Source organism: Streptomyces sp. MUM 2J (assembly GCF_022414535.1).
GTDB lineage: Bacteria > Actinomycetota > Actinomycetes > Streptomycetales > Streptomycetaceae > Streptomyces.
The window spans coordinates 100,357-121,793 of sequence record NZ_JADWYM010000006.1 but is presented as its reverse complement, the minus strand read 5'-3'; the positions used below and the strand labels follow the sequence as shown (position 1 = coordinate 121,793).

The following is a 21,437-nucleotide window of genomic DNA, read 5'->3' as shown; positions in this document are numbered from 1 at the left end:
CGGTCCACGTTCCCCACAAAGGACGCTAAGCCGGAACTGTCACCTCCGACAAGGCCAAAACGGGCATTGCCATATCTTTAGGCACTGCCCAAGACGGCCGCCCCCGCCGTAACGTGTGCGGGAACCACATGGACCACACGGCGCCTCTGCCGTGTCCGACGTGCACGAAAGCGAGGCTGCACCGCATGCCCCCCTTCGACGTCCCCGAGGGCGACCCCTTCGGTGTGCACAACCTTCCCTACGGCGTCTTCTCCCCCGCGGACGCCCCCTCCGAGCGGAGGGTCGGCGTCCGGCTCGGCGACCACGTGCTCGACGCGGGCGCAGCAGCCCTGGCACTGAACTCCCCCTACGCCGGGCTCCTCAACCGGCCGACGCTGAACGCGCTGCTGGGCGCGGGCAGCACGACCTGGTCGGACGTGCGACGCGCCCTGACGGCATGGGTGACGGTGCCCTCCCACCGGGACGTCATCGAACCGCTCTTCCACCCCCTGTCGTCGGTCACGCTCCATCTGCCCTTCGAGGTCGCGGACTACGTCGACTTCTACGCCTCCGAGAACCACGCCCGGAACGTGGGCAGGATGTTCCGCCCCGACGCGGCGGACTCGCTGACCCCGAACTGGAAGCACCTTCCCATCGGCTACCACGGCCGCTCCGGCACGGTCGTCGTCTCGGGCACGGACGTCATCCGCCCCTCGGGTCAGCGCAAGGCGCCCGCCGACCCGGTGCCCGTGTTCGGCCCGTCGGTCCGGCTGGACATCGAGGCGGAGGTCGGGTTCGTCGTCGGCACACCCTCCCGGATGGGCGAACCGGTCGCGCTGGGCGACTACCGCGAGCACGTCTTCGGGCTGTGCCTCCTCAACGACTGGTCGGCACGGGACATCCAGGCCTGGGAGTACGTCCCCCTCGGCCCCTTCCTCGGCAAGTCCTTCGCCACCTCCGTGTCGGCGTGGATCACGCCCCTGGAGGCGCTGGAGGACGCCCGCGTCGCACCGCCGGAGCGGACGCATCCGCTGCTGCCCTACCTGGACGACTCCGCGGAGGAGCCCGGCGGCTACGACCTGCGGATCTCCGTCGCCGTCAACGGCCACGCCGTCTCCGAGCCCCCCTTCTCCTCCATGTACTGGACGGCCGCCCAGCAGCTGGCCCACATGACGGTGAACGGTGCCTCGCTGCGCACCGGCGACCTGTACGGGTCGGGCACGGTGAGCGGGCCGGAGGAGCGGCAGCGCGGTTCCCTGCTGGAGCTGACCTGGAACGGCCGCGACGCGCTGGAACTCCCCGACGGCAAGCGCACGTTCCTGGAGGACGGCGACGTGGTGACCCTGTCGGCGTGGGCTCCCGGACCGGGCGGCGCCCGCGTGGGCCTGGGCGAGGTGACGGGCCGGATCGTGGCGGGCTGACCACCGCGCCGCCGGGCCGGACGACCGCTCTCCCGCGGGCTGACTCAGCGCCGCCGTCCCGTCATACTGGCGGCGGGTGCGCTCACACCGCGCACCCGCCGCCGACGGCCACCGCGCCGCACCGGCACCCGAGCCTCCTCTCCCCGCACGCCCCGGCGCCATCCCTCCCGGCGCCTCCTCACGCGCCCGCCCACAGCACGACCGCACCATCCGCACACCACCCGCGCCCGCCGCACCACTTGCCCGTCGCCGCCCTGCCCGCCGCCTCACGACCAGGATCCGGAGCCCGCCGGCATGACCGTCTGCCTGCTCCTGCTGAGCGCCGTCGCGCTGACGGCCGCCGTACCGGTTCCGCGTGCCCTGACCCGGGCGGCGTGGGCCGAGCGGGAACCGGTCGTCGCCCTGTGGGTGTGGCAGTGCCTCGTCGCGACCGTCCTGCTGTGCTGTCTGACGGCCCTGGTCCTGGGCGCCGCCGCCGTCTTCCACACCGTCCGCGCCCAGGTCTTCGCGCCCGCTCCACCGGCCGTGACGGAGGCCTACGACCTGTCCGCCGCACCCGTCTGGGCGGCCGTCCTCACCCTGCTGCTGGCCTGCGGTGCGGCCTGGACCGGTGCGATGCTCGCCCGGGAACTCGTCGAGGCCCGACGCCGCCGCGGCCTGACCCGCGCCCACCTGCGCGAACGCGCCCCCGATCTGCCCGCCGGGCTACCCGCCGCACGTGGCCCGCTGCTGGTGCTGGAGGACGAGTATCCCGACGCCCGATGGCTGCCCGGCCACCCGCCGCAGCTGGTCGTCACCACCGGTGCGCTGCACCGGCTCACCGCCCTCCAGCTCGACGCGGTCCTCGCCCACGAGCGAGGGCACGCCCGCGCCCACCACGACTGGCTGCTGCACCTGTCCACCGCACTGGCCACCGGCTTCCCCCGCATCCCCCTGTTCGCCCACTTCTGCGACCAGACCCATCGTCTGGTGGAGCTGGCTGCCGACGACGCGGCGTCCCGGCGCTGCGGCCACCTCACCACGGCCCTGGCCCTGATCGAGCTGAACCAGCACCGCGGTGTCCTGTCCTGCGACTCCAGCCGCCGTCTGCTGGGCGAACGGGTGGACCGCCTCCTTGCGCCGCCGCCCCGGCTGGGTCGCCGCCGCCGTGCCCTGACGACGACGGTGGCGGCGCTGGTCCCCCTGCTGCCCCTGCTGATCACTTTCGCCCCCGGGCTGACCGCCCTGGCGTGAGGGCGCGCCGTGGGGCCGCACGGAGCCGGGAGGTGCGGACGGGCGGGTGGGGACGCTCAGGCGGCCGCTGGGAGCGTCCTGAAGATCTTGAAAACGCGCCCGCCCTGCACCAGATTGCCCCGATCGAATTTATCGGCGAACCGGGGCGACTCGGGCGCCCCAAGCAAGATTTTCAGCAGTCTCCTAGGCCCACATGTCGGGCTCCGGCTCCTCCTCGGGCCGGTCGCCGTGGTCGGGCTCCGCCCCCGCGTCGGCCGCCGGCTCCGCGCCGTGCGCCGCCCCGGGCGGCCCGCCCAGCTCGGCCAGTACCTTGAGCACACCCTCCCCGTAGGTCGCCAGCTTCTTCTCACCCACACCGCCGACGCCGCCGAGCTCCTGCACGGACGTCGGCCACACCGTCGCGATCTCCCGCAGCGTGGCGTCGTGGAAGATGACGTAGGCCGGGACGCCCTGTTCCTTGGCCCGCTCGGCCCGCCAGGCCCGCAGGGCCTCGAACGCGGGCAGCAGCTCCCCGGCCAGTTCGGCCGTGACCGACTTGGCCCGGCGCCCGGCGCCCGCGGAACCGGAGGAGCCCGAGCGGGACGCGGCCGGCCTCTTCGGCTCCTTGCGCAGCGGCACCTCCCGCTCCCGCCGCAGCACCGAGGCGCTGGCGTCGGTCAGGACCAGGGTGCCGTACTCCCCCTCGACCGCGAGCAGGCCCTGGGCCAGCAGCTGGCGGACGACACCGCGCCACTCTCCCTCGGTCAGCTCCTCGCCGATGCCGAACACCGACAGCTGGTCGTGGTCGAACTGGATGACCTTGCCGGTGCGCTTGCCCAGCAGGATGTCCACGATCTGCACCGCGCCGAACTTCTGGCCCCGCTCCCGCTGCAACCGCACCACCGTCGACAGCACCTTCTGTGCCGCGACCGTGCCGTCCCAGGTCTCCGGCGGGGTCAGGCAGGTGTCGCAGTTGCCGCAGCCGGCCCGGTCCGGATCCTGACCGAAGTAGGCGAGCAGCTGCCCGCGGCGGCACTGCGCGGTCTCGCAGAGCGCGAGCATCGCATCCAGGTGGGCCTGGGCCCGTCGCCGGAAGGCCTCGTCGCCCTCCCCGGACTGGATCAGTTTGCGCTGCTGAATGACGTCGTTCAGGCCGTAGGCCATCCAGGCCGTCGACGGCAGCCCGTCCCGTCCGGCACGGCCCGTCTCCTGGTAGTAGCCCTCGACGGACTTGGGCAGGTCGAGATGGGCGACGAAACGGACGTCCGGCTTGTCGATGCCCATGCCGAAGGCGATGGTCGCCACCACCACCAGGCCGTCCTCCCTCAGGAACCGGGCCTGGTGCTCAGCACGCGTGGCCCCGTCCAGGCCGGCGTGGTACGGCACCGCCGTGATGCCGTTGCGGGTGAGGAACTCGGCCGTCTTCTCCACCGAGTTGCGCGAGAGGCAGTACACGATGCCCGCGTCCCCGGCGTGCTCCTCCCGCAGGAACCCCAGCAGCTGCTTCTTCGGGTCCGCCTTCGGAACGATCCGGTACTGGATGTTGGGCCGGTCGAAGCTCGCCACGAAGTGGCGGGCCGACGGCATGCCGAGCCGCTCGGTGATCTCCTGGTGCGTGGCGTGCGTCGCAGTCGCCGTGAGTGCGATCCGCGGTACGTCCGGCCAGCGCTCGCCCAGCAGGGACAGGGCGAGGTAGTCCGGCCGGAAGTCGTGCCCCCACTGGGAGACGCAGTGCGCCTCGTCGATCGCGAAGACGGCGATCCTGCCGCGCGAGAGGAGGTCCAGCGTGGAGTCGAGGCGCAGCCGCTCCGGCGCCAGGTACAGCAGGTCCAGCTCGCCCGCCAGGTACTGGGCCTCGACCACCCGCCGCTCGTCGAAGTCCTGCGTGGAGTTGATGAAGCCGGCCCGCACCCCGAGCGCGCGCAGCGCGTCCACCTGGTCCTGCATGAGCGCGATGAGTGGTGAGACCACGACGCCCGTACCGGGTCTGACCAGGGCGGGGATCTGATAGCACAGCGACTTGCCGCCACCGGTCGGCATGAGCACCACGGCGTCGCCGCCGGCCACCACGTGCTCGATGACGGCTTCCTGCTCGCCCCTGAAGGCCTCGTACCCGAAGACCCGGTGCAGCGTCGCCGACGCCTGGCTCGCGGTCCCTGCCGCCGCCTCGGTGTCTGCCGCCGCCTCGGTGTCTGCCGCCGCCTCGGTGTCTGGCGTCGCGCTCGTGCTTGACATCACGCCGATCCCGCCCGTCCCGCCCATCGTCCTGTCCCCCGCACGTCGTCCCTCGACCACTGCCTCCACGATAGGGGCCGCGACCGACAGCGCCGGAGTTGTCCACAGGACCGGGAGGTCACGTTCGGCGGTCATTCGAATGGCCTGCGTCACATGGCGGGTCCCCGGCGGACCGGGACATCCTGCTCGGGAGGGACGGGGCAGCCCACCCCTCGTCCCCGTCCCCGGTCCCCCGCCCGCCCAAGGAGCCGCAGAATGTCCCCTCGGCCACGCAAGGCCGCCGTCGCCGTGGCGGCAGCCGCAGCCCTCTGTCTGACCGCCGCGCCGGCACGCGCCGCGGCGGACCCCGGTCCCCTCGCCTGGACGCAGCTGACGCGCACCTACACGGCCACCGGCGCGTACGCCCACGAGCCCTACGCGGCCCTCGGCGGATACGTCCGCTCCGACGTGTGCGTCACCGGCGGCACGCAGGGCGCGCTGGGGTACGCGTACCTCAACGAGGCGCACATCGGTTCGCTCGACCCGGCCACCCCCGCGGGCCTGGTCTACGCGTCCGGCGGCGTCGGCACGCGGGAGCTCGCGGCGGTGGAGTGGGTCGTCGAGGACACCGGTCAGGCGGCGCCGGAGCTGTTCGGCAGGACCTTCGCCTCGGACGTGCTGCCCGGCTACTTCACGCTGGCGGCCTGGATCTACCGGAGCAACGCCGACGGGCTGTTCGCCCCGTGGAACCCCGCCGTGTCGTGCCCGGTGGCTCAGCCGTCCGCGGCCGGCGCCGGTGGCACGACCGCCGCGGACACCGCGGGTGCGGACGCGGGGGACTCCCTCACCGGGACGGTCGGCCTGGAGCAGGAGCTGGACACGCTGTTCGACTCTCTGCTGTGACCCGGGCGCAGCCCCGGAACGCAGCGGACCCGGCCTCCGTGCGGGGAGGCCGGGTCCGCTGCGTTCCGTGCGGGTCAGCGCACGAACACTCCCGCCTGGCTCGCCAGGTCCAGGAAGTACTGCGGTGCCACACCGAGCACAAGGGTGACGGCCACGCCGACGCCGATCGCCGTCATCGTCAGCGGCGACGGAACGGCGACCGTCGGTCCCTCGGGCCGCGGCTCGCTGAAGAACATCAGCACGATCACGCGGATGTAGAAGAACGCCGCGATCGCCGACGAGATCACACCGATCACGACCAGCGGGGCCGCGCCGCCCTCCGCCGCCGCCTTGAACACGGCGAACTTCCCGGCGAAGCCGGAGGTCAGCGGAATGCCCGCGAAGGCCAGCAGGAACACCGCGAACACCGCCGCGACCAGCGGCGAACGGCGGCCAAGGCCGGCCCACTTGGACAGGTGAGTGGCCTCGCCGCCCGCGTCCCGCACCAGCGTGACCACGGCGAACGCGCCGATCGTGACGAACGAGTACGCCGCCAGGTAGAAGAGGACCGCCGAGATCCCGTCCGGCGTGGTCGCGATGACACCCGCGAGGATGAACCCGGCGTGCGCGATCGACGAGTACGCCAGCAGCCGCTTGATGTCGGTCTGCGTGATCGCGACGATGGCGCCGCCCAGCATGGTGATGATCGCGACGCCCCACATGACCGGGCGCCAGTCCCAGCGCAGGCCCGGAAGCACGACGTACAGCACCCGCAGCAGCGCGCCGAAGGCCGCCACCTTCGTCGCCGCCGCCATGAAGCCGGTGACGGGGGTCGGGGCGCCCTGGTACACGTCCGGCGTCCACATGTGGAACGGCACCGCGCCCACCTTGAACAGCAGACCCGTCACCAGCAGCGCGGTGCCGAGCAGCAGCAGCGCGTCGTTGCCCATGGTGCCGGCCAGCGCGGGGTCGACGTTGGTGACGGTTCCGTCGACCACCTGCGCGATGGTCGCGTACGACACCGAGCCGGAGTAGCCGTAGAGCAGGGCGATCCCGAACAGGGTGAACGCGGAGGCGAACGCGCCGAGCAGGAAGTACTTGACCGCGGCCTCCTGCGACATCAGCCGCTTGCGGCGGGCCAGCGCGCACAACAGGTACAGCGGCAGCGAGAAGACTTCCAGGGCGACGAAGAGGGTCAGCAGGTCGTTGGCCGACGGGAAGACCAGCATGCCGGCCACCGCGAAGAGCAGCAGCGGGAAGACCTCGGTCGTGGTGAACCCGGCCTTGACCGCGGCGCGCTCGCTGTCGCTGCCCGGTACGGCCGAGGCCTGCGCGGCGAAGGAGTCGACGCGGTTGCCATGGGCCTCCGGGTCCAGGCGCCGCTCGGCGAAGGTGAACAGGCCGACCAACGCGGCCAGCAGGATCGTGCCCTGCAGGAAGAGGGCTGGGCCGTCGACCGCGATCGCGCCCATCGCCGCGATCCCGGCCTTCGTGGTGCCGTATCCGTCGGCCGCGAGCGCGACGACCGCGGCGAAGGCGGCGGTGAGCGCGACGGCGGAGACGAACACCTGTGCGTAGTAGCGGGATCTGCGCGGGATGAACGCCTCGACGAGCACACCGATGACGGCGGCGCCGACGACGATCAGGGTGGGCGACAACTGCCCGTATTCGATCTTCGGCGCGTCGATCTTCGAGATCGGATCGGCCGCGGTTGTCCACAGGCTGTGGACGGCTGTTGCGCTCACTTGGCCGCCTCCACCTCGGGCTGGGGGTCCTTCTCGTGTACGTCGGACAGGGTCTGCTGGACCGCCGGATTGACGATGTCCGTGACGGGCTTCGGGTAGACGCCCAGGAAGACCAGCAGGACGACCAGCGGGGCGACGACCACGATCTCGCGCACCCTGAGGTCGGGCATCGCCGAGACCTCCGGCTTCACCGGCCCGGTCATCGTCCGCTGGTAGAGGACGAGCGTGTACAGCGCGGCGAGCACGATGCCGAACGTGGCGACGATGCCGACGGCCGGGTAGCGCGTGAACGCGCCGACCAGGACCAGGAACTCACTCACGAAGGGGGCCAGTCCCGGCAGCGACAGGGTCGCCAGGCCGCCGATCAGGAAGGTGCCGGCGAGCACCGGTGCGACCTTCTGTACGCCGCCGTAGTCGGCGATGCGCCGCGACCCGCGCCGCGAGATCAGGAAGCCCGCGACCAGCATGAGGGCGGCCGTGGAGATGCCGTGGTTGACCATGTACAGCGTCGCCCCGGACTGGCCCTGGCTGGTCATCGCGAAGATGCCCAGGACGATGAAGCCGAAGTGGGAGATCGACGCGTAGGCCACCAGTCGCTTGATGTCGCGCTGGCCCACGGCGAGCAGCGCGCCGTAGACGATGCTGATCAGCGCCAGGACGAGGATGACCGGCGTCGCCCACTTGCTCGCCTCCGGGAACAGCTGGAGGCAGAAGCGGAGCATCGCGAAGGTGCCCACCTTGTCGACGACCGCCGTGATGAGGACGGCGACCGGCGCGGTGGACTCCTGCATGGCGTTGGGCAGCCAGGTGTGCAGCGGCCACAGCGGCGCCTTCACCGCGAAGGCGAAGAAGAAGCCGAGGAACAGCCAGCGCTCGGTGCTGGTCGCCATGTCGAGCGTGCCGCCGGCGCGGGCCTGGGCGATCTCCTGGAGGCTGAAGTTCCCGGCGACCACGTACAGGCCGATCACCGCGGCCAGCATGATCAGACCGCCGACCAGGTTGTAGAGGAGGAACTTGACCGCCGCGTACGACCGCTGGGTCGACGCCGCCTCCTCGCCGTGCTCGTGGGCACGGTCCCCGAAACCGCCGATGAGGAAGTACATCGGGATGAGCATGGCTTCGAAGAAGATGTAGAAGAGGAAGACGTCGGTGGCCTCGAAGGAGAGGATCACCATCGCCTCGACGGCGAGGATCAAGGCGAAGAAGCCCTGGGTGGGCCGCCACCGCCTGCTGCCGGTCTCCAGCGGGTCGGCGTCGTGCCAGCCCGCCAGGACGATGAACGGGATCAGCAGGGCCGTGAGGGCGATCAGCGCGACCGCGATGCCGTCCACGCCCAGTTCGTAGCGCACCCCGAACTCGGCGATCCATGCGTGGGACTCGGTGAGCTGGTAGCGGTCGCCGCCCGGGTCGAAGCGCACCGCGATCGTGACCGCGAGCGCGAGTGTGGCGAGGGTGAACAGCAGCGCCAGCCACTTGGCGGCGGTGCGCCGCGCGGCCGGTACGGCGGCCGTGGCGATCGCCCCCACGGCCGGGAGCACCGCCGTCGCTGTGAGCAGAGGAAAGGACATCGGTATCAGACCGCCCTCATCAGCAGGGTGGCGGCGATGAGCAGGGCCGCACCGCCGAACATCGAGACCGCGTACGACCGCGCGAAGCCGTTCTGCAGCTTGCGCAGGCGCCCGGACAGGCCGCCGACCGACGCGGCCGTGCCGTTGACGACACCGTCGACCAGGGTGTGGTCGACGTAGACCAAGGACCGCGTGAGGTGCTCACCGCCGCGGACCAGGACGACGTGGTTGAAGTCGTCCTGCAGCAGATCACGCCGTGCGGCCCGGGTGAGCAGCGAGCCGCGCGGGGCGACGACCGGGACGGGCCGGCGGCCGTACTGGGCCCAGGCGATGGCGACGCCGACGACCAGGCAGACCATCGTCCCGCCGGTGATGGCGGCGGCGCTGAGCGGGGAGTCGCCCTCGGCGTGGCCGGTGATCGGCTCCAGCCAGTGCAGGAACCGGTCGCCGATGCTGAAGAACGCACCGGCGCCGACCGACCCGACGGCCAGCAGGATCATCGGGATCGTCATGTTCCCGGGCGACTCGTGCGGGTGCGGCTCGTGTCCCTGCGCGTCGGGCTGCCAGCGCTTCTCGCCGAAGAACGTCATCAGCATCACGCGGGTCATGTAGTACGCCGTGATGGCCGCGCCGAGCAGAGCGCAGCCGCCGAGGATCCAGCCCTCGGTGCCGCCCTTGGCGAAGGCCGCCTCGATGATCTTGTCCTTGGAGAAGAAGCCGGACAGCCCGGGGAAGCCGATGATGGCGAGGTAGCCGAGGCCGAAGGTGACGAAGGTGATCGGCATGTACCTGCGCAGGCCGCCGTAGCGGCGCATGTCGACCTCGTCGTTCATGCCGTGCATGACCGAACCCGCGCCGAGGAACAGCCCGGCCTTGAAGAAGCCGTGCGTCACCAGGTGCATGATCGCGAAGACGTAGCCGATCGGGCCGAGGCCCGCGGCCAGCACCATGTAGCCGATCTGCGACATGGTCGAGCCGGCCAGCGCCTTCTTGATGTCGTCCTTCGCACAACCGACGATCGCACCGAACAGGAGCGTGACCGCTCCGACGACGGTGACGACGAGCTGGGCGTCCGGCGCGCCGTTGAAGATCGCAGCCGAGCGCACGATCAGGTAGACGCCCGCGGTCACCATCGTGGCGGCGTGGATGAGGGCCGAGACCGGGGTCGGGCCCTCCATCGCGTCCCCGAGCCAGGACTGCAGCGGCACCTGGGCGGACTTGCCGCAGGCCGCGAGCAGCAGCAACAGGGCGATGGCCGTGAGCTTGCCCTCGGTGGCGTCGGCGGCGAGGCCCGGCTCGGTCCGGGTACCGAGGAGCGGACCGAAGGCGAAGGTGCCGAAGGTGGTGAACATCAGCATGACGGCGATCGACAGGCCCATGTCGCCGACGCGGTTGACCAGGAAGGCCTTCTTCGCCGCGGTGGCCGCGCTGGGCTTGTGCTGCCAGAAGCCGATGAGCAGGTAGGAGGCGAGACCGACGCCCTCCCAGCCGACGTACAGCAGCAGGTAGTTGTCGGCGAGAACGAGCAGCAGCATCGCCGCGAGGAACAGGTTGAGATAGCCGAAGAAGCGGCGGCGGCGCTCGTCGTGCTCCATGTACCCGACCGAGTACAGGTGGATCAGCGAGCCGACGCCGGTGATCAGCAGGACGAACGTCATCGACAGCTGGTCGAGGCGGAACGCCACGTCCGCCTGGAAGCCCTCGACCGGGATCCAGCTGAACAGGTGCTGGGTCAGCGTCCGCTGCTCCGCGTCCCTGCTCAGCAGGTCGGAGAAGAGGACGAGGCCGAACACGAAGGAGACGGCGGACAGCAGGACGCCGATCCAGTGGCCGACGGCGTCGAGACGCCGGCCACCGACCAGCAGGACGGCCGCTCCGAGCAGGGGCGCCGCGATGAGCAGCGCGATCAGGTTCTCCACGATTCTTCCGACCCCTTACAGCTTCATCAGGCTGGCGTCGTCGACCGAGGCCGAGTGGCGGGAACGGAACAGCGACACGATGATCGCGAGCCCGACCACGACCTCCGCTGCGGCGACGACCATCGTGAAGAACGCGATGACCTGGCCGTCGAGGTTGCCGTGCATGCGGGAGAAGGTGACGAACGCGAGATTGCAGGCGTTCAGCATCAGCTCGATACACATGAAGAGCACGATGGCGTTGCGCCGGATCAACACCCCGGTGGCGCCGATGGTGAACAACAGGGCAGCGAGATAGAGGTAGTTGACCGGGTTCACTGCGACGCCTCCTCGGTCCGCTTGAAGGTCGCCGGTGCGACCGTCTTCCGCTCCAGGCGCTCCTCGGCCCGCTGCTCCAGCGCCCGGAGGTCGTTGAGGGCCTCCGTGGAGACGTCGCGGATCTGGCCGCGCTCGCGCAGCGTCTTGCTGACGGTGAGCTCGGAGGGGGTCCCGTCGGGCAGCAGGCCCGCGATGTCCACGGCGTTGTGCCGGGCGTACACGCCGGGGGCCGGCAGCGGCGGGACGTGCGCGCCCTCGCGCACCCGCTGCTCGGACAGCTCGCGCTGCGTCCTGGCCCGCTCGGTGCGCTCGCGGTGCGTGAGCACCATCGCGCCGACGGCCGCGCTGATCAGCAGCGCGCCGGTGATCTCGAAGGCGAAGACGTACTTGGTGAAGATGAGGCTGGCCAGGCCCTGCACGTTGCCGCCCGCGTTGGCCCGGCCGAGCCCGTCGAACTCCTTCAGGGAGGCGTTGGCGATGCCGGCCGCCAGCAGGATGCCGAAGCCGAGCCCGCAGACGAGGGCCAGCCAGCGCTGACCCTTGACGGTCTCCTTCAGGGAGTCCGCCGCGGTCACGCCGACGAGCATCACCACGAACAGGAAGAGCATCATGATCGCGCCGGTGTAGACGATGATCTGCACGACGCCGAGGAAGTAGGCGCCGTTGGCGAGGTAGAACACCGCCAGGACGATCATGGTGCCGGCGAGGCAGAGGGCGCTGTGCACGGCCTTCTTCATGAAGACGGTGCACAGGGCGCCGATCACCGCGACCGTGCCGAGGACCCAGAACTGGAAGGCCTCTCCGGTGGAGGTGGAGTAGGCGGCGAGCGTCGCGCTCATCGGCGGACCACCCCCTCGGACGCGGGCTCGTCCGCGCCGGAGGAGGGCTCCTCCGGCGGGACCTCGCCCTTGGAGCGGGCGACCTGCCGCTCGGTGCCGGGCGCCGCCTCGGTGACCAGGCCCCGGTAGTAGTCCTGCTCGTCCATCCCCGGGTAGATGGCGTGCGGGCTGTCGACCATGCCCTCGTCGAGGCCGGCGAGCAGCTGCTCCTTGGTGTAGATGAGGTCGGCGCGGCTGGAGTCGGCCAGCTCGAACTCGTTCGTCATGGTCAGCGCGCGCGTGGGGCACGCCTCGATGCACAGGCCGCACAGGATGCAACGGGCGTAGTTGATCTGGTAGACGCGGCCGTAGCGCTCGCCCGGCGAGTAGCGTTCCTCGTCGGTGTTGTCGGCGCCCTCCACATAGATGGCGTCGGCGGGGCAGGCCCAGGCGCACAGCTCGCAGCCGACGCACTTCTCCAGGCCGTCCGGATGGCGGTTGAGCTGGTGCCGTCCGTGGAACCGCGGAGCCGTGGTCTTGTGCTGCTCCGGGTACTGCTCGGTCAGCCGCTTCCTGAACATGGCCTTGAAGGTCACGCCGAAGCCGGCCACCGGGTTGAGGAAACCGGGCTTGGTCTCCTTGGGCTCCTCAGCCATCGGACGCCTCCTTTCCATCCAGCGGTCCGTCACTGTGAGTATCGGGCCCACCACTGACAATGAGCTCCCGCTCCCGGCTCGGGCGGCGCCGCGGCACCGCCGGCAACTCCTGGCCGGGCAGCGGCGGTACGGGGAATCCCCCGGCCATCGGGTCGAAGCCGGCCGGCCGGGCGGTGGACTGCTCGGTGTCCTTCGCCTTCTGCCGGAACAGGTCGGCGACGAACGACAGGAGCAGCAGGGCGAGGACACCGCCGCCCACGTAGAGGGCGATGTCGGCGAAGTCGTAGTTCTCGTTCCGCAGGGTCCGCACGGTCGCGACGAGCATCAGCCACGCCACGGAGACCGGGATGAGGACCTTCCAGCCGAGCTTCATCAGCTGGTCGTAGCGGACGCGGGGCAGGGTGCCGCGCAGCCAGATGAAGAAGAACAGCAGCAGCTGCACCTTGACGACGAGCCAGAGCAGCGGCCACCAGCCGTGGTTGGCGCCCTCCCAGAAGGTGCTGATCGGCCACGGGGCGCGCCAGCCGCCGAGGAACAGCGTCGTCGCGACGGCCGAGACCGTCACCATGTTCACGTACTCGGCGAGCATGAACATCGCGAACTTGATGGACGAGTACTCGGTGTTGAAGCCGCCGACCAGGTCACCCTCGGACTCCGGCATGTCGAAGGGGGCGCGGTTGGTCTCGCCGACCATCGTGACGACGTAGATGATGAAGGAGACCGGCAGCAGGACGACGTACCAGCGGTCCTGCTGCTGTTCGACGATCGCCGACGTCGACATCGACCCGGAGTAGAGGAACACCGACGCGAACGCGGCACCCATGGCGATCTCGTAGGAGATCATCTGCGCGCAGGAGCGCAGGCCCCCCAGCAGCGGGTAGGTGGAACCGGAGCTCCAGCCCGCCAGGACGATGCCGTAGATGCCGACCGAGGCGACCGCGAGGACGTACAGCATCGCGATCGGCAGGTCGGTGAGCTGCATCGTGGTGCGCTGGCCGAAGATCGAGATCTCGTTGCCGGCCGGGCCGAAGGGGATCACCGCGATCGCCATGAACGCCGGGATGGCGGCGACGATCGGGGCGAGGACGTACACCACCTTGTCGGCGCGGCGGACGATGACGTCCTCCTTCAGCATCAGCTTCACGCCGTCGGCCAGGGACTGCAGCATTCCCCACGGGCCGTGCCGGTTGGGGCCGATGCGCAACTGCATCCAGGCCACGACCTTGCGCTCCCACACGATGGAGAACAGCACGGTCACCATCAGGAACGCGAAGCAGAAGACCGCCTTGATCGCGATCAGCCACCACGGGTCGCGGCCGAACAGCGACAGGTTCTCGGCGGCGAGGTACGGGCTCATGCCTCCACCTCCTGGGGGGCGTCGGCGGCGGATGCGGCCGGGCCGATGCGGACGAGGGAGCCGGGCGGCACCCCGACGTCGGAGGCGACACCGCCACCGACGGAGTTCAGCGGAAGCCAGACCACCCGGTCGGGCATCTCGGTCACCTGCAACGGCAGCGCGACGGACCCGGCGGGGCCGCTCACCGCGATGACGTCGCCGTCCCGGACGCCCGCCTCGGCGGCGGTCGCGGCCGACACGCGCGCGCGTGCCGCGTGCCGGGTCCCGGCGAGCGCCTCGTCCCCCTCCTGCAGAACACCCTGGTCGAGCAGGAGGCGGTGACCGGCGAGGACGGCCTCTCCGGCGGCGGGCCGCGGCAGCGGCAGCGCCGTCTCCCTCGGCTCGCTGGCGCGCGGTCCGTCCCAGGCACCGAGCCGGTCCAGTTCCGCGCGGGCGGTTCCCAGGTCCGGCAGACCGAGGTGGACGTCCATGGCGTCGGCCAGCATCTGCAGCACACGGGCGTCGGTGGGCGCCAGGCGGCGGGTCATCTGGTCGGGCTTCAGCGCGGCTTCGAAGAAGCGGGCCCTGCCTTCCCAATTGAGGAAGGTGCCGGCCTTCTCGGCGACCGCGGCGACGGGCAGGACGACATCGGCGAGCTCGCTGACCTCGCTGGGCCGCAGCTCCAGCGAGACCAGGAAGCCGACCTCGCGCAGCGCGGCACGCGCGCGTGCCGGATCCGGCAGGTCGGCGACCTCGACCCCGGCGACGACCAGTGCCTGCAGTTCGCCGCCTGCGGCGGCCTCGACGATCTGGCCGGTGTCGCGGCCGTAGCGGTGCGGCAGTTCGGCGACGCCCCAGGCCGCGGCGACCTCCTCGCGCGCGCGGGGGTCGGTGGCCGGGCGCCCGCCCGGCAGCAGCGACGGCAGCGCACCCACCTCGACGGCGCCGCGCTCCCCGGACCGCCGGGGGACCCACACCAGATCGGCACCGGTCGCGGACGCGGCGCGCAGCACGGCGGTGAGCCCACCGGCCACCCCGGCCATCCGCTCACCGACGACGATGACCGCGCCCTCGGCGCGCAGTGCGTCGGCCGCGCCGGTGCCGGAGTCCTCCAGGCCGACACCGCTGGCGAGGGCGTCCAGCCACTCGGTCTCGGTGCCGGGGGCTGCCGGCAGCAGCGTGCCGCCCGTCTTGTGCAGCCCGCGCGTCGCGTGGGTCGCCAGGGCGAACACCCTCTGCCCGTGCTTGCGCCACGCCTTGCGCAGCCGCAGGAAGACGCCGGGCGCCTCCTCCTCGGACTCGAACCCGACCAGCAGCACCGCCGGGGCCTTCTCCAGCGAGGCGAAGGTGGTGCCCGTGCCGTCGACGTCCCTCCCGCGGCCGGCGACGCGGGCGGCGAGGAAGTCGGCCTCCTCGCTGCTGTGCACGCGCGCGCGGAAGTCGATGTCGTTGGTGTCGAGCGCCACGCGCGCGAACTTGCTGTAGGCGTAGGCGTCCTCGACGGTGAGCCGCCCGCCGGTGAGGACACCGGTCCGGCCGCGGGAGGCGAGCAGTCCCTGCGCGGCGATCCGCAGCGCCTCCGGCCAGGACGCCGGCTCCAGCTCGCCCTCGGCGTTGCGCACCAGGGGCGTGACGAGACGGTCCTTCTGCTGGGCGTAACGGAACGCGAACCTGCCCTTGTCGCAGATCCACTCCTCGTTGACCTCGGGGTCGTTCGCGGCGAGCCGCCGCATGACCTTGCCACGCCGGTGGTCGGTGCGCGTGGCGCACCCGCCGGAGCAGTGCTCGCACACGGACGGCGAGGAGACGAGGTCGAAGGGGCGGGAGCGGAAACGATATGCCGCGGAGGTGAGCGCGCCGACCGGGCAGATCTGGATGGTGTTGCCGGAGAAGTACGACTCGAAGGGATCGCCCTCGCCGGTGCCGACCTGCTGGAGCGCACCCCGCTCGACCAGTTCGATCATCGGGTCGCCCGCGATCTGCTGGGAGAAGCGGGTGCAGCGCGCGCACAGCACGCAGCGTTCGCGATCGAGCAGGACCTGTGTGGAGATGGGGACCGGCTTCTCGTACGTGCGCTTGCGGCCCTCGAAGCGGGAATCGGCCTGTCCGTGGGACATCGCCTGGTTCTGCAGCGGGCACTCGCCGCCCTTGTCGCAGACCGGGCAGTCCAGGGGGTGGTTGATGAGCAGGAGCTCCATCACCCCCTTCTGGGCCTTCTCGGCGACCGGCGAGGTGAGCTGGGTCCTGACCACCATCCCGTCGGTGCAGGTGATGGTGCAGGAGGCCATGGGCTTGCGCTGGCCCTCGACCTCGACGATGCACTGCCGGCAGGCACCGGCCGGATCGAGGAGCGGATGGTCGCAGAACCGGGGGATCTCGATGCCGAGTTCCTCCGCGGCCCGGATGACCAGGGTGCCCTTGGGCACGCTGATCTCGATGCCGTCGATCGTCAGCGTCACGAGATCTTCCGGCGGGACCGCCGCCCCTCCTCCGTTCGAGGGAGCGCTGGTGGTCACGGTCATGCGTTCACCTCCGTGCGGTCGGCCCAGGCCGTCGACCGGGCGGGGTCGAAGGGGCAGCCGCGGCCCGTGATGTGCTGCTCGTACTCCTCGCGGAAGTACTTCAGCGAGGAGAAGATCGGCGAGGCGGCGCCGTCGCCGAGGGCGCAGAACGACTTGCCGTTGATGTTGTCGGCGATGTCGGCGAGCTTGTCGAGGTCGCTCGTCGCGCCCTTGCCCGCCTCGATGTCCCGCAGCAGCTGCACCAGCCAGTAGGTGCCTTCGCGGCAGGGCGTGCACTTGCCGCAGGACTCGTGGGCGTAGAACTCGGTCCACCGGGTCACGGCGCGGACGACGCAGGTGGTCTCGTCGAAGCACTGCAGGGCCTTGGTGCCGAGCATGGAACCGGCGGCGCCCACGCCTTCGTAGTCGAGGGGGACGTCGAGGTGCTCGTCGGTGAACATCGGTGTCGAGGAACCGCCCGGCGTCCAGAACTTCAGGCGGTGGCCCGGCCGCATGCCGCCGCTCATGTCGAGCAGCTGGCGGAGCGTGACGCCGAGGGGGGCCTCGTACTGGCCGGGGGTGGCGACGTGGCCGCTGAGCGAGTAGAGCGTGAAGCCCGGGGACTTCTCGCTGCCCATCGACCTGAACCATTCCCTGCCGTTCTTCATGATGGCGGGAACCGACGCGATCGACTCGACGTTGTTCACCACAGTGGGGCACGCGTAGAGGCCCGCGACGGCAGGGAAGGGGGGACGCAGCCGCGGCTGGCCGCGTCGGCCTTCGAGCGAGTCCAGCAGTGCGGTCTCCTCACCGCAGATGTACGCGCCCGCACCCGCGTGCACAGTGAGTTCGAGGTCGAGTCCGCTGCCGAGGATGTTGCTGCCGAGGTATCCCGCCGCGTGGGCCTCGCGCACGGCCTCGTGCAACCGCCGCAGAATGGGGACGACTTCACCCCGCAGGTAGATGAACGCGTGCGACGACCTGATGGCGTGGCACGCGATGACGATGCCCTCGATGAGGCTGTGCGGGTTCGCGAAGAGGAGCGGGATGTCCTTGCAGGTCCCGGGCTCCGATTCGTCGGCGTTGACAACAAGATAGTGCGGCTTTCCATCCCCCTGGGGAATGAACTGCCACTTCATTCCCGTCGGGAATCCCGCGCCGCCGCGCCCGCGCAGACCGGAGTCCTTGACGTACGCGATCACGTCGTCCGGCGACATGGCGAGCGCCTTGCGGAGCCCCTCGTACCCCTCGTGCCTCCGGTAGACGTCCAGCGTCCAGGACCGGTCGTCGTCCCAGAAGGCCGACAGCACGGGTGAGAGGAGCTTCTCGGGGCCCGTGTCCTTCAGTTCGGGTGCCAAGGTCATCACTCCCCCTCCTCGGCGGCAGGCCCGGCCGGGTGGGACGGGTCGGATGCGGAGGTGTCCCGCGGCGCCTCGGGAGAACTCGGGTGCTCGACCGGCGACGGCTCGTGCGCCTTCCGGTCGTGCGGCTCCTCGTGCGGTCCACCGTCGCGCGGGTGGACCACGCGCGCGGGTGCGGTCTCCCCCTTCGCCAGGCGCAGGCCCGCCAGTGACGCAGGTCCCGCGCTGCCGCTCTCCTCGACCGCGCCGGGCCGCTCGTCGGGGAAGCCGGCCAGGATCCGCGCGGTCTCCTTGAAGGTGCACAGCCGTGCTCCGCGCGTCGGCGCCACGGGCACTCCGGCCCGCAGGTCGTCGACGAGGCGCCTGGCGCTGTCGGGGGTCTGGTTGTCGAAGAACTCCCAGTTGACCATCACGACCGGTGCGTAGTCGCAGGCCGCGTTGCACTCGATGTGCTCCAGGGTGACCTTGCCGTCGCCGGTCGTCTCGCCGTTGCCGACGCCGAGGTGCTCCTGGAGTTCCTCGAAGATCGCGTCGCCGCCCATCACCGCGCACAGGGTGTTGGTGCAGACGCCGACCTGGTAGTCGCCGCTCGGCCTGCGCCGGTACATGGTGTAGAAGGTGGCGACCGCGGTGACCTCGGCCGTGGTCAGGTCGAGGACGTCCGCGCAGAACTGCATCCCGGTGCGGGTGACGTGCCCCTCCTCGGACTGCACCAGGTGCAGCAGCGGAAGGAGCGCGGAGCGGGAGTCGGGGTAGCGGGAGATGATCTCCCGCGCGTCCGACTCCAGCCGGGCCCGGACGTCGTCCGGATACGCGGGCGCGGGCAGCTCGGGCATGCCCAGGCTGACGCCACGCTCGGAGGAAGAGGTGGTCACCGGTCGACGCCTCCCATCACGGGGTCGATGGACGCGACGGCGACGATGACGTCGGCGACCTGGCCGCCCTCGCACATCGCCGCCATGGCTTGCAGGTTGGTGAAGGACGGGTCGCGGAAGTGGACCCGGTAGGGACGGGTGCCGCCGTCGGAGACGGCGTGCACGCCGAGCTCGCCCTTGGGCGACTCGACCGCCGCGTACGCCTGTCCCGGCGGTACGCGGAAACCCTCGGTCACCAGCTTGAAGTGGTGGATCAGGGCCTCCATGGAGGTGCCCATGATCTTCTTGATGTGGTCGAGGGAGTTGCCGAGCCCGTCGGGTCCCAGGGCGAGCTGGGCGGGCCAGGCGATCTTCTTGTCGGCGACCATGACCGGGCCGGGCTGGAGCCGGTCCAGGCACTGCTCGACGATCCGGAGCGACTGGCGCATCTCCTCCAGGCGGATCAGGAAGCGGCCGTAGGAGTCGCAGCTGTCGGCGGTCGGGACGTCGAAGTCGTACGTCTCGTAGTCGCAGTACGGCTGGGACTTGCGCAGGTCGTGCGGCAGGCCGGTGGCGCGCAGGATGGGTCCCGTGGCGCCGAGGGCCATGCAGCCGGCCAGGTCGAGGTAGCCGATGTCCTGCATGCGGGCCTTGAAGATGGGGTTCCCGGTGGCGAGCTTGTCGTACTCCGGGAGGTTCTTCTTCATCTTCTTGACGAACTCGCGGATCTGGTCGACCGCACCGGGCGGCAGATCCTGGGCGAGTCCACCGGGACGGATGTACGCGTGGTTCATCCGCAGGCCGGTGATGAGCTCGTAGAGGTCCAGGATCATCTCGCGGTCACGGAACCCGTAGATCATGATCGTGGTCGCGCCGAGCTCCATGCCGCCGGTGGCGATGCACACCAGGTGGGAGGACAACCGGTTCAGCTCCATCAGGAGCACCCGGATGATCTTTGCCCGTTCGGTGATGTCGTCCTCGATGCCGAGGAGCCTCTCGACGGCGAGGCAGTAGGCGGTCTCGTTGAAGAAGGACGTCAGGTAGTCCATGCGCGTCACGAACGTGGTGCCCTGCGTCCAGGTCCGGTACTCGAGGTTCTTCTCGATGCCGGTGTGGAGGTAGCCGATACCGCAGCGGGCCTCGGTGACCGTCTCGCCCTCGATCTCCAGGATCAGGCGCAGCACCCCGTGGGTGGACGGATGCTGCGGACCCATGTTGACGACGATGCGTTCGTCGTCGGCACGGGCCGCGGACTGGACGACCTCGTCCCAGTCGCCGCCGGTGACCGTGTAGACGGTGCCCTCGGTGGTCTCGCGTGCCGAGGCGGCGGAGGCCGCCGGGGCGTCGGATGCGTGGGAAGTGCTCACGAGTACGACCTCCGCTGGTCCGGAGCCGGGATCTGGGCGCCCTTGTACTCGACGGCGATGCCGCCGAGGGGGTAGTCCTTGCGCTGCGGGTGGCCCTGCCAGTCGTCCGGCATCATGATCCGCGTCAGGGCCGGATGACCGTCGAAGACGATGCCGAAGAAGTCGTAGGTCTCGCGCTCGTGCCAGTCGTTCGTCGGATAGACGGAGCACAGCGACGGGATGCGCGGGTCGCTGTCGGGGGCGCTGACTTCCAGGCGGATGAGCCGGTTGTGGGTGATCGAGCGCAGGTGGTAGACGGCGTGCAGCTCGCGGCCCTTGTCGTGCGGGTAGTGGACGCCGCTGACGCCGGTGCACAGTTCGAAGCGCAGGGCCGGGTCGTCGCGCAGGGTGCGGGCGACGCGGACGAGGTGCTCGCGTTCGATGTGGAAGGTGAGTTCGTCGCGGTCGACGACCGTCTTCTCGATGGCGTTGCCGGCGAGCAGGCCCTGCTCCTCCAGTGCGCCCTCGAGTTCGTCGGCGACCTCGTCGAACCAGCCGCCGTAGGGCCGGCTCGCCGGTCCCGGCAGCCTGACCGAGCGGACCAGCCCGCCGTAGCCCGAGGTGTCGCCGCCGCCCGCGGCTCCGAACATGCCGCGCTGGACGCGGATCTCCTCGCCGCCCTGGCCGCGCTGGCCCGGCAGGTTCGACGCGCTGAGGTCCTTCTCGGGGTTGACCCCGTTGCCTTGGGCGTCACTCACCGCAGCAGCCCCTTCATCTCGATGGTGGGCAGGGCCTTGAGCGCCGCCTCCTCCGCCTCACGGGCCGCCTCCTCGGCGTTCACGCCGAGCTTGGAGGTCTGGATCTTGTGATGGAGCTTGAGGATCGCGTCCAACAGCATCTCGGGCCTCGGTGGGCAGCCGGGCAGGTAGATGTCGACGGGGACGACGTGGTCGACGCCCTGGACGATCGCGTAGTTGTTGAACATGCCTCCGGAGGAGGCGCAGACTCCCATGGAGATGACCCACTTGGGGTTGGGCATCTGGTCGTAGACCTGCCGCAGGACCGGCGCCATCTTCTGGCTGACCCGGCCCGCGACGATCATCAGGTCGGCCTGGCGCGGTGATCCGCGGAAGACCTCCATGCCGAAGCGCGCCAGGTCGTAGCGGCCGGCCCCGGTGGTCATCATCTCGATGGCACAGCAGGCGAGGCCGAAGGTGGCGGGGAAGACCGACGCCTTGCGCACCCAGCCCGCGGCCTGCTCGACGGTGGTCAGCAGGAATCCGCTCGGCAGCTTTTCTTCGAGTCCCATG

The 21,437-nt window shown here is 70.7% G+C and carries 17 protein-coding genes; 3 read left to right on the top strand and 14 right to left on the bottom strand.

The features are described 5' to 3' along the window. Positions 1-185 precede the first annotated feature (185 nt). Together fahA and I3F54_RS08330 are read left to right on the top strand one after the other, a co-directional pair. Positions 186-1,400, top strand: coding sequence for a fumarylacetoacetase (fahA, locus tag I3F54_RS08335; protein ID WP_240117995.1), 1,215 nt, complete (start codon positions 186-188; stop codon positions 1,398-1,400). Between the two features lie 294 nt (positions 1,401-1,694). Next, positions 1,695-2,633: a M56 family metallopeptidase gene (locus tag I3F54_RS08330; RefSeq protein ID WP_240117994.1), complete on the top strand. Its 939-nt coding sequence runs from the start codon at positions 1,695-1,697 to the stop codon at positions 2,631-2,633. Positions 2,634-2,816: 183 nt separating this feature from the next. On the opposite strand, the gene recQ is transcribed toward I3F54_RS08330, so the two are convergent. Continuing rightward, a complete protein-coding gene (gene recQ / locus I3F54_RS08325; RefSeq protein ID WP_374205874.1) occupies positions 2,817-4,847 on the bottom strand; it encodes a DNA helicase RecQ in 2,031 nt (676 codons plus the stop codon). A 255-nt stretch (positions 4,848-5,102) separates the two neighbouring features. Here recQ and I3F54_RS08320 point away from each other — a divergent pair, with 255 nt between their 5' ends. Continuing rightward, the gene (locus I3F54_RS08320; protein WP_240117993.1) at positions 5,103-5,729 is read left to right on the top strand and encodes a hypothetical protein; all 627 of its coding nucleotides are present in this window, start codon (positions 5,103-5,105) and stop codon (positions 5,727-5,729) included. A 74-nt stretch (positions 5,730-5,803) separates the two neighbouring features. Here I3F54_RS08320 and nuoN read toward each other — a convergent pair whose 3' ends face one another. The 13 genes from nuoN to I3F54_RS08255 are packed head-to-tail and all read right to left on the bottom strand — an operon-like array spanning position 5,804 to position 21,436. Then, entirely contained in the window at positions 5,804-7,453 is a 1,650-nt protein-coding gene (gene nuoN / locus I3F54_RS08315) for an NADH-quinone oxidoreductase subunit NuoN (RefSeq protein ID WP_240117992.1), read from the bottom strand. Continuing rightward, a complete protein-coding gene (locus I3F54_RS08310; RefSeq protein ID WP_240117991.1) occupies positions 7,450-9,021 on the bottom strand; it encodes an NADH-quinone oxidoreductase subunit M in 1,572 nt (523 codons plus the stop codon). The genes nuoN and I3F54_RS08310 overlap by 4 nt, the downstream gene beginning before the upstream one ends. Positions 9,022-9,026: 5 nt before the next feature. After that, positions 9,027-10,940 (bottom strand): NADH-quinone oxidoreductase subunit L, encoded by a 1,914-nt coding sequence (gene nuoL, locus I3F54_RS08305; protein ID WP_240117990.1) that lies wholly within the window; start codon positions 10,938-10,940, stop codon positions 9,027-9,029. A gap of 15 nt (positions 10,941-10,955) precedes the next feature. Beyond that, positions 10,956-11,255, bottom strand: a complete 300-nt coding sequence (nuoK, locus tag I3F54_RS08300; protein WP_205384795.1) for an NADH-quinone oxidoreductase subunit NuoK — start codon at positions 11,253-11,255, stop codon at positions 10,956-10,958. Next, positions 11,252-12,094, bottom strand: coding sequence for an NADH-quinone oxidoreductase subunit J (locus I3F54_RS08295; RefSeq protein WP_240117989.1), 843 nt, complete (start codon positions 12,092-12,094; stop codon positions 11,252-11,254). The genes nuoK and I3F54_RS08295 overlap by 4 nt, the downstream gene beginning before the upstream one ends. Next, on the bottom strand, positions 12,091-12,729 hold the full coding sequence (gene nuoI, locus I3F54_RS08290) for an NADH-quinone oxidoreductase subunit NuoI (protein ID WP_240117988.1): 639 nt from the start codon (positions 12,727-12,729) through the stop codon (positions 12,091-12,093). Before nuoI ends, I3F54_RS08295 begins: the two co-directional genes overlap by 4 nt. Next, positions 12,722-14,086: an NADH-quinone oxidoreductase subunit NuoH gene (gene nuoH / locus I3F54_RS08285; RefSeq protein WP_240117987.1), complete on the bottom strand. Its 1,365-nt coding sequence runs from the start codon at positions 14,084-14,086 to the stop codon at positions 12,722-12,724. Before nuoH ends, nuoI begins: the two co-directional genes overlap by 8 nt. Continuing rightward, positions 14,083-16,587 carry an NADH-quinone oxidoreductase subunit G gene (locus I3F54_RS08280; protein WP_240117986.1) on the bottom strand — a complete coding sequence of 835 codons (2,505 nt, stop codon included), beginning with the start codon at positions 16,585-16,587 and terminating at the stop codon, positions 14,083-14,085. The genes nuoH and I3F54_RS08280 overlap by 4 nt, the downstream gene beginning before the upstream one ends. Continuing rightward, positions 16,584-17,930: an NADH-quinone oxidoreductase subunit NuoF gene (gene nuoF / locus I3F54_RS08275; RefSeq protein ID WP_275675855.1), complete on the bottom strand. Its 1,347-nt coding sequence runs from the start codon at positions 17,928-17,930 to the stop codon at positions 16,584-16,586. Before nuoF ends, I3F54_RS08280 begins: the two co-directional genes overlap by 4 nt. Further along, complete coding sequence (nuoE, locus tag I3F54_RS08270; RefSeq protein ID WP_240117984.1) at positions 17,930-18,802, bottom strand: NADH-quinone oxidoreductase subunit NuoE; 873 nt, start codon at positions 18,800-18,802, stop codon at positions 17,930-17,932. The genes nuoF and nuoE overlap by 1 nt, the downstream gene beginning before the upstream one ends. Beyond that, entirely contained in the window at positions 18,799-20,148 is a 1,350-nt protein-coding gene (locus I3F54_RS08265) for an NADH-quinone oxidoreductase subunit D (protein WP_240117983.1), read from the bottom strand. Before I3F54_RS08265 ends, nuoE begins: the two co-directional genes overlap by 4 nt. Continuing rightward, complete coding sequence (locus tag I3F54_RS08260) at positions 20,145-20,885, bottom strand: NADH-quinone oxidoreductase subunit C (RefSeq protein WP_240117982.1); 741 nt, start codon at positions 20,883-20,885, stop codon at positions 20,145-20,147. Before I3F54_RS08260 ends, I3F54_RS08265 begins: the two co-directional genes overlap by 4 nt. Further along, positions 20,882-21,436, bottom strand: coding sequence for an NADH-quinone oxidoreductase subunit B family protein (locus I3F54_RS08255; RefSeq protein ID WP_240117981.1), 555 nt, complete (start codon positions 21,434-21,436; stop codon positions 20,882-20,884). The genes I3F54_RS08260 and I3F54_RS08255 overlap by 4 nt, the downstream gene beginning before the upstream one ends. Position 21,437 lies beyond the last annotated feature (1 nt).